The organism is Paraburkholderia domus (assembly GCF_905220705.1).
GTDB classification, from domain to species: Bacteria; Pseudomonadota; Gammaproteobacteria; order Burkholderiales; family Burkholderiaceae; genus Paraburkholderia; species Paraburkholderia domus.
Genome location: NZ_CAJNAT010000001.1, coordinates 789,373 through 804,650 on the forward strand (window position 1 = coordinate 789,373; position 15,278 = coordinate 804,650).

Below are 15,278 nucleotides of genomic sequence, written 5' to 3' on the forward strand. Positions count from 1 at the left end.
GCCCTTACTTATTCGAAAAGATCGTGCGCGCGAGGATGTTCAATCCCAGCACCGCGAGCGTGATCAGGAAGACGCCGGCCCACGCGAGCGATTGCCACTGCGCAAACGGGCTCATCGCGAACTTGTAGATGGTGACCGGCAGGTTCGCGACCGGCTGGTTCATGTTCATCGAGAAGAACTGGTTAGACAGCGCGGTGAACAGCAGCGGCGCCGTTTCACCCGCGATACGCGCGACGCCGAGCAGCACGCCCGTGACGATACCGGCGATCGAAGCCTTCAGCGTAATCGACAGCACCATCTTCCACTTCGGCGTGCCGAGTGCGAAAGCGGCCTCGCGCAGCGCATTCGGTACCAGCTTGAGCATGTTTTCGGTGGTGCGGATCACGATCGGAATCTGCAGCAGCGCGAGTGCGAACACGCCCGCCCAACCGCTGAAGTGCCCCATCTTTTCGACGACGAGCGCGTAGACGAAGAGACCCACTACGATCGACGGCGCCGACAACAGGATGTCGTTGATGAACCGCGTGATACTCGCGAGCCAACCCTTCTGACCGTACTCGGCGAGATACACACCCGCCAGAATGCCGATCGGCGTGCCCACGAAGGTTGCGAGCGCAACCAGCATCAGACTGCCAACGATTGCATTCGCGAGACCGCCGCCATCGGTGTTCGGCGGCGGCGTGGATTGCGTAAACAATTCGACCGACAAGCCCCCGATGCCAAGGTGCAACGTCGTATAGAGAATCCACACAAGCCACAACAGGCCGAACGCCATGGCCGCGAGCGACATGGTCAGCGCAACCGCATTCTTCGCACGGCGGCGGCCTTGCAGACGCACGCGCATTGCTTCGAGCGCGACGGCGTCGTTCGAACCCGGCATATTCAAAGTGGGCTGGCTCATTTCGCTCCCTCCCCTTTTTCGAGGCGAAGCAGCATGACCTTCGAGATCGCCAATACGATGAAAGTAATCACAAACAGAATCAAGCCGAGTTCCATCAATGCCGACGTATGCAGGCCCGGATCCGCTTCTGCGAATTCATTGGCCAGCGCCGAGGTAATGCTGTTGCCCGGCGAAAACAGCGACACGTTGTCGAGCAGATTGGTGTTGCCGATCACGAAGGTGACAGCCATCGTCTCGCCGAGCGCGCGGCCGAGGCCGAGCATCACGCCGCCGATCACGCCGCTCTTGGTGAAGGGCAGCACGATCTTCCACATCACTTCCCACGTCGTGCAGCCGATGCCATACGCCGATTCCTTCAACAGGACCGGCGTGACTTCGAACACGTCACGCATCACCGAAGCGATGTACGGAATGATCATGATCGCGAGAATCACGCCCGCGCACAGAATGCCGATGCCGATCGGCGCACCCTGAAACAGCGCACCGACGATAGGGATGCCGCCGAGGAGCGTGCCGAGCGGTTTTTCGAACCACGTCGCAAAGATCGGCGCGAAGACCAGCAGGCCCCACATGCCGTAGACAATCGACGGAATCGCGGCGAGCAGTTCGATGGCGATGCCGAGCGGACGGCGCAGCCAGGCGGGCGCGAGTTCGGTCAGGAAAAGCGCGATGCCGAAGCTGACGGGCACCGCGATGATGAGTGCAATGAGCGAGGTCGCGATCGTGCCGTAAATGGGCACCAATGCGCCGAATTGCTTGCTAGGTGGATCCCAGTCGGCGGTCCACAGAAACGCGAAACCGAACTGCTTGATCGAAGGCATGGACGCGACGATCAACGAAACAATGATGCCGCCGAGCAGCAACAGGGTGATGATGGCGGCGAGACGGGTAAGGCCGCCGAAGATGACGTCGCCGGCGCGGCTCGGTGCTTTCTGCTGCGAAGCGCTGCCGGGCGGTGTCGACCTCGCCGAGCCAGACGCTAATTGGATATCGGACATGAGAGCCTGATGGACCTGTTTCCAGTTGCCGTATGACACTTGTCGTGCGGCCGATGATGCTGGGGTAACGCCATTGGCCGTCCTCGAATGAGGACGGCCAATGTAATGCTAGATGCTTTACTGCAACGCTTAGTCAGCGATCGGCTTGCCGGCCGCGTCCTTCACCTGCGACTTCCACTTCGTGCGGATTTCCGCCGTCACCGAATCCGGCAACGAGATGTAGTCCAGATCGTTTGCAGCCTGGGTGCCGTTCTTGAACGCCCAGTCAAAGAACTTCAGCGTTTCCGTGCCTTGCGCCGGTTTGTCCTGTGCCACGTGCAGCAGCACGAAGGTTGCACCCACGATCGGCCATGCGTCCTTGCCCGGCTCGTTCGTCAGGATCTGGTAGAACGACTTCGACCAGTCAGCACCTGCAGCCGCTGCCTTGAACGTTTCCGTCTTCGGCTCAACCACCGCGCCCGTCGAGTTCTTCATGGCGGCATACGTCATGTGGTTTTGCTTCGCATAGGCCCATTCCACGTAGCCGATCGCGCCCGGCAGACGTTGAACGAAAGCTGCGACGCCGTCGTTACCCTTGCCGCCCGTACCCGTCGGCCAGCTGACCGTTGCGCCTTCACCGACCTTCGCTTTCCAGTCAGCGTTGACCTTCGACAGGTAGTTCGTCCAGATGAAGGTGGTGCCCGAACCGTCGGCGCGGCGAACCACGGCGATGTCGGTATCCGGCAGCTTAATCTTCGGGTTGAGTGCGGCGATTGCCGGATCATTCCACTTCTTGATCTTGCCCAGGTAGATGTCGCCGAGCACTTCGCCCGACAACGTCAGTTCACCAGCCTTCACGCCCGGCACGTTGATAGCCGGGACCACGCCGCCGACCACCGTCGGGAACTGGAACAGACCCGCCTTCGCGAGTTCGTCGTCCTTCAGCGGAGCGTCCGAGCCTGCGAAATCGACCGTCTTCGCTTCGATCTGCTTGATACCGCCCGACGAACCGATACCTTGATAGTTGACCTTGCCGCCGCCCGACTTCTGGTATGAGTCAGCCCACTTCGTATAGATCGGTGCTGCGAAGGTGCTGCCCGCGCCGGTGATGTCTGCGGCTTGCGCTGCGATCGCGAAAAGCGCGCCAGCGACGCCAGCGAACACGGTTTGCATCAATTTCATGAGACCTCCAAGGGTGTGAGCGGTGTGAGCGAATAACACGAACACCGCGAAGCTTAGGGTCTCTTTGTGACAGTAACGTGACTAATCGTGAAACGGATGTGACAGTAGGATTACTGGATGAAAGGCGTTCGCGCGGACAAATTGCCGGTTTTGCGGATTTGCAGGCGTCGCTCTACAGACTAGGCGAAAAAAATGGGACGCGAACGTTTGCGTTGGAGGAAGGGGGTATCTGTGTGGTGATGCCACACAGACACATTCCGTCGCCATTTAGCTGCTGCAACGACCCGATAACGCCCCGGGCCGTCCATCGCTGGACGGTCAAAGCACGGTGGGGAACCGCGAGCAGACGAGGTCTAAGCGCGACCTGATGGTGGATCAGCCTTGCGCCACACTCTGGGCAAACTGCAGAACAATAAATTCCGCAGGGCGAACCGCTGCCATCCCCACGCTGATGATCATTTTGCCCTGTGCAATATCGTCGGCCGTCATGGTGACGCCCTCTCCGATTTCCACGAAATAAGCTTCTGCTTCGGTCGTGCCAGCCAGTGCGCCCTGACGCCATAAGCCATGCAGGTAGTTAGCAACCGAGCTTCTTACTTTTTCCCATGTGGGCGGGTTGTTGGGTTCAAAGACCATGCTTTGCATGGCAGCCTTGATATCTCTTTCTGCGCTATTGAACAGACGGCGTACGGCGATGTATCGCCAGTTATCGGAGTCATCCAGCGTTCGCGCGCCCCAAACGACAGGTCCGCGACCGTCAATTACGCGAATCATGTTAATCGCCAGACCCTTGTTGAATTGCCCTTGCAGATCGTCAGTGACGGCAAACTGCGGTTGGACGTCACCCTGTATCGAGAAGTTGGCTGGTGCTTTCCACACGCCCCGAGTGCGATCTGTAACGCAGTAGATAGCGGCCACTGCCGCGCTAACTGGAATCAATTCGTCAGCCCAACTTGCTTTAAACCATGGATAATAAATCGCCACATGAGGATTTGGAGTATATGAAAGAGAAGGATCATACGCGGACGTTATTTCTGTTTTTGGTCCATCGAGAATGGCGAACAATCCCTTTCCATCCTGGCAAAGTGAATTGACCTGACTGGCGATCTCCTGACCCGCACTTACAATCAAATTAATGTCATCGAATTGAGGAACCTGTTCCGCGAGGCTGGGCAAAGATACTACGTAGCAAGGGCCACCTCCGTTCTCGAAGTATATTTTCAGTGAATAGTCTTCAATATACGTATAATTTCCCTGATGTCCTTTCTTCCCGACCCAGTCAGCCCACGAATTAACTCTGGTGGCATTATCAAATAGATGCTGATTATTAGCCGAGATGGGGATAGGAAAAACAGGAACTGTAGGCGCTCCGGCGCTCACCAGAGGCGCTGAGCCAGGTGTTTCATAAACATAAACCCCGGGATACGTGACTAGTGTAGACATAAAGCACACCCTTATTAATACACCGCATCAATCTTAAACAGACTTCAATCTGGCAGGCCACACCCTGAAATCAGCCCATGCCATTGAAATGAAAAATTCTCAAAAGACAGCGGACTTAATCATTAATTTTTATTTTTTAGGCTACCTGTCCACAGTGTACAAGCCTGCACCAAAAAAATCAGCGCAGACGTCCGCGGCAAAAATGCGCAGGATATTATGATCAAGATCAACTGAGGTAACGACAGCAACCGGGATTGCATTCGGGAATTTTCGAAGTCACGCTGAATTCAGGCGAAGACCGAAAGAGCAACTGCGCGCCGACGACCGTGTCGCCATCGACGCCCAGCCGCCGTTCGTGCCTCAGGCGGTCGCCTGCTTCACCGCATCGGCGATCGTTTCGGCATGGTGAACCGCGTCGTTGACATTTTCCGCTTCGACCATCACGCGCAGCACGGGCTCGGTGCCGGATGCGCGGATCAACACACGACCGCGACCGTTCAGCGCGTCCTCAGCCTTGCTGATGGCGCCGCGAATCGCGGCACTTCCCTTCCAGTCCGCGCCAGGCTGCATCCGCACGTTGATCAGCTTCTGCGGGAACAGCGTCACGCCGTGGAGCAGCTCAGCAAGCGTCTTGTCGCTGCGCTTCATCGCGGCCAGCACCAGCAGGGCCGACACGATGCCATCGCCGGTCGAATGGCGGTCAAGGGAGAGAATATGGCCGGATCCTTCTGCACCCAGCTGCCAGCCGTGCTCACGCAACTGCTCGAGCACGTAGCGGTCGCCCACCGCCGCGCGGACGAACTTCACGCCGGCTTGCTGCAGCGCGACTTCGACCGCCATGTTGGTCATCAAGGTGCCGACCGCGCCTTCCACTTTGCCGTCCGTCGCCATCCGGTCCTTGACCAGCACGTACAACAGTTCGTCGCCGTTATACAGGCGGCCCGCGGCATCCACGACTTGCAGCCGGTCGGCGTCGCCGTCGAGTGCGATGCCGAGGTCCGCGTGGTTCGCGCGCACCGCGCGCACGAGCGCGTCAGGAGCAGTCGCACCGACGCCGTCATTGATGTTGAAACCGTTCGGTGCGACGCCGATAGGAATCACATCGGCGCCGAGTTCGTGGAACACGTGCGGTGCGACGTCGTACGCGGCACCGTGCGCGCAGTCGATGACCAGCTTGAGGCCGCGCAGGTCGAACGCTGCGGGGAAGGTGCTCTTGCAGAACTCGATGTAGCGACCGGCTGCGTCGTCGAGACGCCGCGCCTTGCCGATTTGCTCGGAGGCCGCGCATGCGAGCGGCAGATCGAGCTGTTCTTCGATCTGCGATTCCACTTCGTCGGGCAGCTTGTTGCCGTCGGCGGAGAAGAATTTGATGCCGTTGTCATAGTACGGGTTGTGCGACGCGCTGATCACGACGCCCGCGGCAAGTCGCAACGCGCGCGTCAGATAGGCGATGCCCGGCGTCGGCATCGGGCCAGCCAGCATCACGTCGACGCCCGCTGCCGAGAAACCTGCTTCGAGTGCAGCTTCGAGCATGTAACCCGACACCCGCGTGTCTTTACCGATCAGCACCGTGGGCCGTGTCCCCGTCCTGGCCCAGCGGTCCGCGCCCGCAAGCACCTTGCCGGCAGCGTAGCCGAGCCGCAATACAAATTCCGGTGTGATGGGACCCTCGCCCACTTTGCCCCGAATCCCGTCCGTTCCGAAATAACGACGTGCCATCTTTTATGTTCCTCCTTGATTTTTGGGTTCAACCGCGTGCGCGGCTGCGATTCGCCGCGTCGCGCATGGCTGCCCATACTTTTAACGCATCCACTGTTTGCGCGACGTCGTGCACGCGCAGAATTGCCGCGCCGCGCTCCGCAGCACACACCGCTGCGGCGATGCTGCCCGCGATGCGCTCCGGCGCCGGGCGTCCGACGACCGCGCCGACCATCGACTTGCGCGACATGCCGGCGAGAATGGGGTAAGGCGGCTCGGCCTGCGGCGCCGTGTCCGGCAGGTGCGCGAGCAGCGCGTAATTGTGTTCGACCACCGCCTTGCCGAAGCCAAAACCTGGATCCACGCTGATGCGTGCACGCGCGATGCCTGCCTGCTTCAGGGCCGCCACCCGTGCCTCCAGAAACTGTCGAACCTCGCTCACCACGTCATCATAAGCGGGCTCACCGACTTGCATGGTCTGCGGCTCGCCGAGCATATGCATCACGCATAAACCGCAATCGCTGTCGCGTACGGCGTCAACTGCACCGGGCATCCGGAAGCCCCAGATATCGTTGATCAGGTCAGCGCCCGCGGTCAGCGCGTGGCGCATCACTTCCGGCTTGTATGTATCGATTGACAGCGGCACATTCGCGCCGCGCAGTTGCTCGACCAACGGGATCACCCGCTCCAGCTCTTCGTCTAGCGGCACTGGCGGTGCACCCGGGCGGGTCGACTCGCCGCCGATGTCGATAATGTCCGCGCCATCGAGCAACATGCGCTCGGCCTGGCGCAGCGCATCGGCGCGCACCGCGTACTGACCGCCGTCGGAAAAAGAATCGGGTGTGACGTTCAGGATGCCCATGACCAACGGGCGCTCAAAGGTCAGCTTGAAGCGGCCGCATTGCAGCGGTTCGGGGACGGGAAGATAAGGAAATTCGACTTTCGACACGTAGCGGTCAATCAGGTAAAACGGATAAATGCAAAACGGGCCGGTGTGAATCACACCGGCCCGCACTTTCTACTGGTCGCCGATCAGGCCGGCGCGGTCGCGCTGCCCGGCTTGACCTCGGTGCCCGGGCTGCCACCCGACGAGGCGTCGCTTGCCGACGGCGGCGAGCTCTTCGGCGAACGCGGCGGACGGCCTGCCATGATGTCGTTGATCTGATCGGCGTCGATCGTTTCCCACTCCATCAGCGCGGCAGTCATGGCTTCGACCTTGTCGCGATTCTCGTCCAGCAGGCGCTTGGCGAGGTTGTACTGCTCGTCGAGCACGCGGCGGATTTCCGCGTCGACCTTTTGCTGCGTCGCTTCCGAAATGGTGCGCGTAAAGCCACGGCCAAACGGCGTTGCGTCGTTTTCGTCGTCGACGTAGACCATCGGTCCGAGTGCGTCCGTCATGCCGAAGCGAGCCACCATGGCGCGGGCCGTGGCCGTTGCCTTGTTGAAGTCGTCCGATGCGCCGGTGCTGATCAGGTTCAGGAACAGCTCTTCTGCGACACGGCCACCGAACAGGATCGCGAGGCGGTCCAGCAGGTAGTCCTTCGAATACGTTTCGTTGTCATGCTCCGGCAACTGCCACGTGACGCCCAGCGCACGGCCGCGCGGAATAATCGTGACCTTGTGCACCGGATCGGCCTTCGGCAACAACTTGGCGATGACCGCGTGACCCGACTCGTGATACGCCGTAGCACGCTTCGATTCTTCGCGAATCACGGCCGACTTGCGCTCCGGACCCATGAAGATCTTGTCCTTCGCGTCTTCGAAGTCGTTCATTTCGACGATGCGCTTGCCGCGGCGCGCCGCGAACAATGCTGCTTCGTTGACCAGGTTCGCCAGATCGGCGCCCGAAAAGCCCGGCGTGCCGCGTGCGATAACCGCTGCGTCGACGTCGTTCGAAATCGGCACCTTGCGCAGGTGAACCTTCATGATGTGCTCGCGGCCACGGATATCCGGCAAACCGACGTACACCTGACGGTCGAAACGGCCCGGACGCAGCAGCGCCTTGTCCAGCACGTCCGAACGGTTGGTTGCCGCGATCACGATCACGCCCGAGTTCGCTTCGAAGCCGTCCATCTCGACCAGCATCTGGTTCAAGGTCTGTTCGCGTTCATCGTTACCGCCGCCCATGCCGGCGCCGCGATGACGGCCGACCGCGTCGATTTCGTCGATAAACACGATACACGGTGCGTGCTTCTTGGCCTGCTCGAACATGTCGCGCACACGAGCCGCACCGACACCCACGAACATTTCTACGAAGTCCGAACCCGAGATGCTGAAGAACGGCACCTTCGCTTCACCTGCGATAGCGCGCGCCAGCAACGTCTTACCGGTTCCCGGCGGCCCGACCAGCAGCACGCCGCGCGGAATGCGTCCGCCCAGTTTCTGGAATTTCTGCGGATCGCGCAGGAAATCGACCAGTTCGGAGACTTCTTCCTTGGCTTCGTCGCAACCGGCGACGTCGGTGAAATTGATTGCGTTGTTGTTTTCGTCGATCAGACGTGCACGGGATTTACCGAACGAGAACGCACCGCCTTTCCCGCCCCCCTGCATCTGTCGCATCATGTAGAACCAGAACCCGATGATCAGGATCGTCGGTCCAAGGTAGTACAGCGCCGACACCAGCGCATTCGGTTCGTCATCAGCCTTGCCGCTCACCTGAACGCCATACTTCATCAGATCGCCGACCATCCAGATGTCGCCGGGCGACACGATCTGGTATTTCTGGCCGTCTGCTGGAGTGACCGTGAGGTTCCGCCCCTGGACAATGACGTTCTTGACTTTGCCGTTCTTCGCGTCGTCCATGAACTGCGAATAGGAAACGCCTTCCTGGACACGGGGCTTGTCGAACTGCTTGAACACCGTAAACAGCACCAGTGCGATAACCAGCCACACTGCTGCTTTCGAAAACATATTGTTGTTCAAAGCACCACTCCTTCACTTAGACGGGCGCCTACATTTGCCTTGCGGCACCACGAAAGCATTCTAATCCAGTCCGCAGACCCCTGCCATAAGGTTTCGCTACCACATAAATAGCGCAGCGGGCCGTCAGAGCGCCAATTTCCAGCGCCATGGGCACATTACCGGCAGATGCGGAACCTTCCTGCAGCGCGCCTACGCGGGCCGCTTGAGATGCTTACCCAAAATAAATGTTTCTGACGACTTGTCCCGCGAGGCTTTCGGCTTGCGGGCCGCCACCACCTTGAACTGGCGCTTGAACTTTTCGACAATCTGGCTGTAACCGCTGCCATGAAAGCATTTGACTAAAAGGGCGCCATCCGGCTTCAGGTGGTTTTGCGAGAATTCCATCGCGATATCGCACAGATGCTCGATTCGCGCGGCATCCGCCACCGCCACTCCCGACAGGTTGGGCGCCATGTCCGAAATTACAAGGTCAACCTGGCGCTCGCCGACTAATTCTTCGAGTTGCTCGAGAACCGCGTCTTCGCGGAAGTCGCCCTGAATGAAGTGGACGTCGGCGATCGGCTCCATTGGCAGCATGTCCAGCGCGATGATCGTGCCGTCGATGCCGCCCTCGCGCTCGGCGTCGCGCTGCGAGCCCTTGGCGAGCTTGTTACGGGCATACTGACTCCAGCTGCCCGGCACCGAACCGAGGTCGACAATCACCTGGCCCGGCCGGATGAGCTTGTCCTGCTCGTCGATTTCCTTCAGCTTGTAGGCTGCGCGGGCGCGATAGCCCTCCCGCTGCGCCATTTTTACGTACGGGTCGTTGATGTGATCATGCAACCACGCCGTGTTGAACTTGTTTTTTGCCATTAAAGGTGAACTCTTGCTGCGAAATGTGGCGCTTTAGGGGATAATACGCGGTTAATTCGCGCGGCCACCGCCAAAACTGGCAGTCATCCGCGATTCTGTTGTTCTGACGCGCCGCCCTGCGCTATTGGCCGAATCTCTCGGAAATGCAGGTGCCGCCATTTTAGTCGAGTCTCCCACTTTCCATGCCAGCCCTCAAAGTCTCTACCGACCAACGCGCCGAGTTGCGCTCCCAGGCACATGCGCTCAAACCGGTCGTGCTCGTCGGCGCCGAAGGCTTGACCGACGCTGTGCTGTCGGAGATCAAGGTCCACCTTGGCGCACATCAACTGATCAAAATCCGCGTATTCGGCGACGAACGCGAAGAGCGCATCGCCATCTACGAACAGATCTGTGACCAGCTGAACGCTGCGCCGATCCAGCATATCGGCAAGCTGCTGGTGATCTGGAAGCCGGAAGCAGCAGCACAGCCGGCTGTAAAGGCCAAGCGCGGCGCCCTGCCTAGCGCCCGCGAAGCAGCTGTCGAAGTCAAACCGGGTAAAGGCCGCGCGCCGCGCGTGGTCACGGTGGTGAAGCCCAGCGAAATCCCGATGCGCAAGCCGAAAGCAAAAGCAGTCGTGGTGCGCGGCAATGAACGCGTCACGCAAGGCGGCAATATCAAGCGCGCCAAGAAGCGCCAGACCAGCGCGAAGCGCGCGCATCAGTCGTCGAAGTAAGCGAATGATGATAGGTGCGGGCCGTGCCCGCACCTTGGAGTGAACTGCCTGGGCAAATCGCCTGGGTAACCCGGCTTAGGTCACTCTACTCCTACTTTGCAGGCAAACCCGCTTCAGCAAGCCGGAGCCGCACCACTCAACTGGTTACTTTCCCTGCAGCGCCGCGAGCACCTTGCTCCGCTGTCACGACGCCGACGCTCGCCGGCAGCTTCCACACCAGCGCCACCCCCAGCAGGCTTTCGATCAGGTAAAACAGACTCGACACGCCATGCAGGATGCCGAAGCGCGTCGCATAAGCCGAATGCCCGACGTCACTGCCCGCTTCCAGCGCGGCGATGCGCATTGCATTCATGAACGGCTGCAAAGCAAAGTAACCCACCAGCACGCACACGAGCATACCGGCGATCAACCAGCGCAAACGACGATAGGCGTCGCTGCCGCGGCGAACCAGTATGTTGGCAAGACCCAGCAGCAAAATGCCGCACACCGCGCCCAGCACGCCCTCGATGCGAAACAGTTGCGCCGCCACGGCGCCCGCCGTGATCCGGTCGAGCGATGTGAACAACACCGGCGCGACGGCATAGCCGATAGTCAACAGACTACCGACCCACACCACCGTCAGTAGCCGGAACAGTCGATGTGGCACCAAGGACACCGGGGCCGCCTTCAAACGTAGCTAACCGCGATGATTTCGTACTCACGCACGCCGCTCGGCGCCTGCACCGATGCGACATCGCCTTCCGACTTGCCGATCAATGCGCGCGCGATCGGCGAGCTGATCGAGATCAGACCGTGGTCGATGTCCGCTTCGTCGTCGCCGACGATCTGATATTTGACCTTCGCACCCGAATCGAGGTCTTCGAGTTCGAGCGTTGCGCCGAACACGACGCGGCCGTCCGCGTCCACCTTGGAGGGATCGATGACCTGCGCACCGGCCAGCTTCGATTCGATTTCGGCAATACGGCCTTCGATGAAGCCCTGCTTTTCCTTCGCCGCGTCGTATTCCGCGTTTTCCGACAGATCGCCCTGGGCACGCGCTTCCGCGATCGAATTGATCACCGAGGGACGCTCAACCGATTTCAGGCGCTGCAATTCATCGCGCAGCATTTCCGCGCCGCGCTTCGTCAATGGAACAGTGCTCATAAACAACTCTATGTGCAAAAAACAGCCGTAAAAAAAATCACCGCGGTTAAGTGCATTCCGTAGAGGCTGACGTTCCGGGCATAACCCGGGCCACAGCACCTGCGGAACGCCGCTTAACCGCGGCACTTACATCTTGGACAGGTATTCGAAGCCTTAGTTTAGGCGAGCGTGAAGACCTTGTAAATCATAGACTTCCAGGTTCTTCAAATAGCGCAAACCTTCAACCGCAGCCCGTGCACCGGACATCGTCGTGTAGTACGTGACCTTGTTTGCCTGTGCGCTCATGCGGATCGAGCGCGAGTCGGCAATCGCCGCGCGGGTTTCGTCGACGGTGGTGAAGACCAGCGCGATTTCGCCGTTCTTGATCATGTCGACGATGTGCGGACGACCGTCCTTCACCTTGTTGACGACCTTGACCGGCACGCCGGCCGCGTCGATTGCGGCAGCGGTGCCCTTGGTCGCGACGATCGGGTAGCCGAGTTCGTGCAGCATGCGCGCGACTTCGACGGCCTTCGGCTTGTCGGCGTCCATCACGGTCAGCAGCACCGTGCCCGACTCCGGCAAACGCGAACCCGCTGCGAGTTGCGACTTGAACAGCGCCTCGCCGAACGTCTGGCCCACGCCCATCACTTCGCCGGTCGAACGCATTTCCGGTCCGAGCACCGGATCGACTGCCGGGAACTTGACGAACGGGAACACAGCCTCCTTCACGCTGAAGTACGGCGGATCGATTTCCTTCGTCACGCCCTGATCGGCGAGCTTCTGGCCGACCATCGCACGCGCTGCGATCTTCGCGAGCGGCAGGCTGGTCGCCTTCGACACGTACGGAACCGTACGCGATGCACGCGGATTCACTTCCAGCACGTAGATGATGTCTTCCTTCGAACCATCTGCCTGCGGCACTTGCTGGATCGCGAACTGCACGTTCATCAGGCCGATCACGTTCAGCGCCTTCGCCATTGCGCCAGTCTGGCGCTTCAGTTCGGCAATGGTTTCCTTCGACAGCGAGTACGGCGGCAGCGAGCAAGCCGAGTCGCCCGAGTGGACGCCCGCCTGTTCGATGTGCTCCATCACGCCGCCGATGAACACAGCTTCGCCATCGGAGATGCAATCCACGTCGCATTCGATCGCGTCGTTGAGGAAGCGATCGAGCAGCACCGGCGAGTCGTTCGACACCTTCACGGCCTCGCGCATATAGCGCTCGAGATCACGCGGCTCGTGAACGATTTCCATCGCGCGGCCGCCCAGCACGTACGACGGACGCACCACCAGCGGATAGCCGATTTCTTCGGCAAGCTTGAGCGCTTCGTCTTCAGCACGCGCGGTACGGTTCGGCGGTTGGCGCAGGCCGAGGTCCTGCAGCAGCTTCTGGAAACGCTCGCGGTCTTCAGCGGCGTCGATCATGTCCGGCGACGTGCCGACGATCGGCACACCGTTCGCTTCGAGATCGAGTGCGAGCTTCAGCGGCGTTTGGCCGCCGTACTGAACGATCACGCCGACCGGCTTCTCCTTGTCGACGATTTCGAGCACGTCTTCGAGCGTCAGCGATTCGAAGTACAGACGATCGGACGTGTCGTAGTCGGTCGAAACGGTTTCAGGGTTGCAGTTGACCATGATCGTTTCGTAGCCGTCTTCGCGCATGGCGAGCGCGGCATGCACGCAGCAGTAGTCGAACTCGATACCCTGGCCGATCCGGTTCGGGCCGCCGCCCAGCACCATGATCTTCTTGTTGTTCGTGGGGTTCGCTTCGCACTCTTCCTCGTAGGTCGAGTACATGTAGGCGGTTTTCGTGGCGAACTCGGCCGCGCACGTGTCGACGCGCTTGTAGACCGGGCGCACGTTCAACTCGATACGGCGTTGACGCACTTCAGCCGGCTTCGCGCCGAGCAGCTTCGCCAGACGACGATCCGAGAAGCCGCTTTGCTTCAGATACTTGAGCTCTTCTTTCGACAGGCTTGCCAGCGTACGGCCCGCCAGCGCCTTTTCCTTCAGGATGATCTGTTCGATCTGCGCGAGGAACCACGGGTCGATCGAGGTCTCTTCGAAGATCTCTTCGGCCGTCATGCCGACACGGAACGCGTCGCCGACATACCAGATGCGATCCGGACCGGCTTCGCCGATCTCGCGGATGATCTCGTCGCGGTTGGTGGTCTTTTCGTCCAGACCGTCCACACCCACTTCCAGACCGCGCAGCGCCTTCTGGAACGATTCCTGGAAGGTGCGACCAATGGCCATCACTTCGCCGACCGACTTCATCTGCGTGGTCAGGCGTGCGTCGGCCTCGCGAAATTTTTCGAACGCGAAACGCGGGATCTTGGTGACGACGTAGTCGATCGTCGGTTCGAACGACGCCGGGGTCTGGCCGCCGGTGATTTCGTTCTTCAGTTCGTCGAGCGAGTAGCCGACCGCGAGCTTTGCCGCGATCTTCGCGATCGGGAAACCGGTCGCCTTCGAAGCCAGTGCCGACGAGCGCGACACACGCGGATTCATTTCGATCACAACCATCCGGCCGTCTTTCGGATTGATCGAGAACTGCACGTTCGAACCGCCTGTGTCCACGCCGATTTCGCGCAGCACGGCGAGCGATGCGTTACGCAGGATCTGATATTCCTTGTCCGTGAGCGTTTGCGCCGGCGCGACGGTAATCGAGTCGCCAGTGTGAATGCCCATCGGGTCGAGGTTTTCGATCGAGCAAACGATGATGCAGTTGTCCTTTTTGTCGCGGACCACTTCCATCTCGTACTCTTTCCAGCCGAGCAGCGATTCTTCGATCAGCAGCTCGCGCGTGGGCGACAGATCGAGACCGCGCTTGCAGATTTCTTCGAATTCGTCGCGGTTGTACGCGATGCCGCCGCCCGAACCGCCCAGCGTGAACGACGGACGGATCACGACCGGATAACCGCCGCTGCCCGTTTGCACAGCGATGTCGGCCTGCACCTGCAGCGCTTCTTCCATCGAATGCGCGGTGCCCGATTTGGCCGAACCGAGGCCAATCTTGGTCATCGCGTCTTTGAACTTCTGGCGGTCTTCCGCCTTGTCGATCGCTTCCGGCGAGGCGCCGATCAGCTCGACCTTGTACTTGTCCAGCACGCCGTGCGCGTGGAGATCCAGCGCGCAATTCAGCGCGGTCTGGCCACCCATTGTCGGCAGGATCGCGTCCGGGCGCTCCTTGGCGATGATGCGCTCCACCACTTCCCACGTGATCGGCTCGATGTAGGTGACGTCGGCCGTGTTCGGGTCGGTCATGATCGTCGCCGGATTGCTGTTGACGAGAATGACCTTGTAGCCTTCCTCACGCAGCGCCTTGCATGCCTGCGCGCCCGAGTAATCGAACTCGCACGCCTGGCCGATGATGATCGGACCCGCGCCGATGATGAGGATGCTTTTAATGTCTGTCCGCTTGGGCATAACGCTCTCGCTAATGTATTCCTGAATTCTTTCCGTCGG

Annotated in this window: 12 protein-coding genes; 1 reads left to right on the top strand and 11 read right to left on the bottom strand. The window is 60.1% G+C overall.

Features of this window, described 5'->3' with window-relative positions:
- Positions 1-4: 4 nt before the first annotated feature.
- From pstA to KHO31_RS03425, 8 genes are all read right to left on the bottom strand, one after another.
- Complete coding sequence (gene pstA / locus KHO31_RS03390) at positions 5-901, bottom strand: phosphate ABC transporter permease PstA (RefSeq protein ID WP_201070037.1); 897 nt, start codon at positions 899-901, stop codon at positions 5-7.
- Positions 898-1,899, bottom strand: a complete 1,002-nt coding sequence (gene pstC, locus KHO31_RS03395; RefSeq protein WP_201070040.1) for a phosphate ABC transporter permease PstC — start codon at positions 1,897-1,899, stop codon at positions 898-900. The genes pstA and pstC overlap by 4 nt, the downstream gene beginning before the upstream one ends.
- A 129-nt stretch (positions 1,900-2,028) precedes the next feature.
- Positions 2,029-3,060 (bottom strand): phosphate ABC transporter substrate-binding protein PstS, encoded by a 1,032-nt coding sequence (pstS, locus tag KHO31_RS03400; protein ID WP_201070043.1) that lies wholly within the window; start codon positions 3,058-3,060, stop codon positions 2,029-2,031.
- A 375-nt stretch (positions 3,061-3,435) separates the two neighbouring features.
- Entirely contained in the window at positions 3,436-4,503 is a 1,068-nt protein-coding gene (locus KHO31_RS03405) for a phage tail sheath family protein (RefSeq protein ID WP_201140879.1), read from the bottom strand.
- 360 nt (positions 4,504-4,863) lie between these two features.
- Complete coding sequence (glmM, locus tag KHO31_RS03410) at positions 4,864-6,222, bottom strand: phosphoglucosamine mutase (protein WP_201070049.1); 1,359 nt, start codon at positions 6,220-6,222, stop codon at positions 4,864-4,866.
- Positions 6,223-6,250: 28 nt separating this feature from the next.
- Positions 6,251-7,150, bottom strand: a complete 900-nt coding sequence (gene folP, locus KHO31_RS03415; RefSeq protein ID WP_201071082.1) for a dihydropteroate synthase — start codon at positions 7,148-7,150, stop codon at positions 6,251-6,253.
- A gap of 83 nt (positions 7,151-7,233) precedes the next feature.
- Positions 7,234-9,123: an ATP-dependent zinc metalloprotease FtsH gene (gene ftsH / locus KHO31_RS03420; RefSeq protein WP_054036261.1), complete on the bottom strand. Its 1,890-nt coding sequence runs from the start codon at positions 9,121-9,123 to the stop codon at positions 7,234-7,236.
- 189 nt (positions 9,124-9,312) lie between these two features.
- Positions 9,313-9,975 carry an RlmE family RNA methyltransferase gene (locus tag KHO31_RS03425; protein WP_201070051.1) on the bottom strand — a complete coding sequence of 221 codons (663 nt, stop codon included), beginning with the start codon at positions 9,973-9,975 and terminating at the stop codon, positions 9,313-9,315.
- 182 nt (positions 9,976-10,157) lie between these two features.
- On the opposite strand from KHO31_RS03425, the gene KHO31_RS03430 reads away from it, so the two are divergent.
- Entirely contained in the window at positions 10,158-10,688 is a 531-nt protein-coding gene (locus KHO31_RS03430) for a YhbY family RNA-binding protein (protein ID WP_201070054.1), read from the top strand.
- 136 nt (positions 10,689-10,824) lie between these two features.
- Here the strand turns inward: KHO31_RS03430 and KHO31_RS03435 are convergent, their stop codons facing one another.
- The 3 genes from KHO31_RS03435 to carB form a co-directional block, all read right to left on the bottom strand.
- Positions 10,825-11,334 carry a DUF4149 domain-containing protein gene (locus KHO31_RS03435; RefSeq protein WP_201070056.1) on the bottom strand — a complete coding sequence of 170 codons (510 nt, stop codon included), beginning with the start codon at positions 11,332-11,334 and terminating at the stop codon, positions 10,825-10,827.
- Positions 11,335-11,354: 20 nt separating this feature from the next.
- Positions 11,355-11,831 (bottom strand): transcription elongation factor GreA, encoded by a 477-nt coding sequence (greA, locus tag KHO31_RS03440; protein WP_201070059.1) that lies wholly within the window; start codon positions 11,829-11,831, stop codon positions 11,355-11,357.
- 153 nt (positions 11,832-11,984) lie between these two features.
- Entirely contained in the window at positions 11,985-15,239 is a 3,255-nt protein-coding gene (gene carB, locus KHO31_RS03445; protein ID WP_201070075.1) for a carbamoyl-phosphate synthase large subunit, read from the bottom strand.
- Positions 15,240-15,278: the final 39 nt, after the last annotated feature.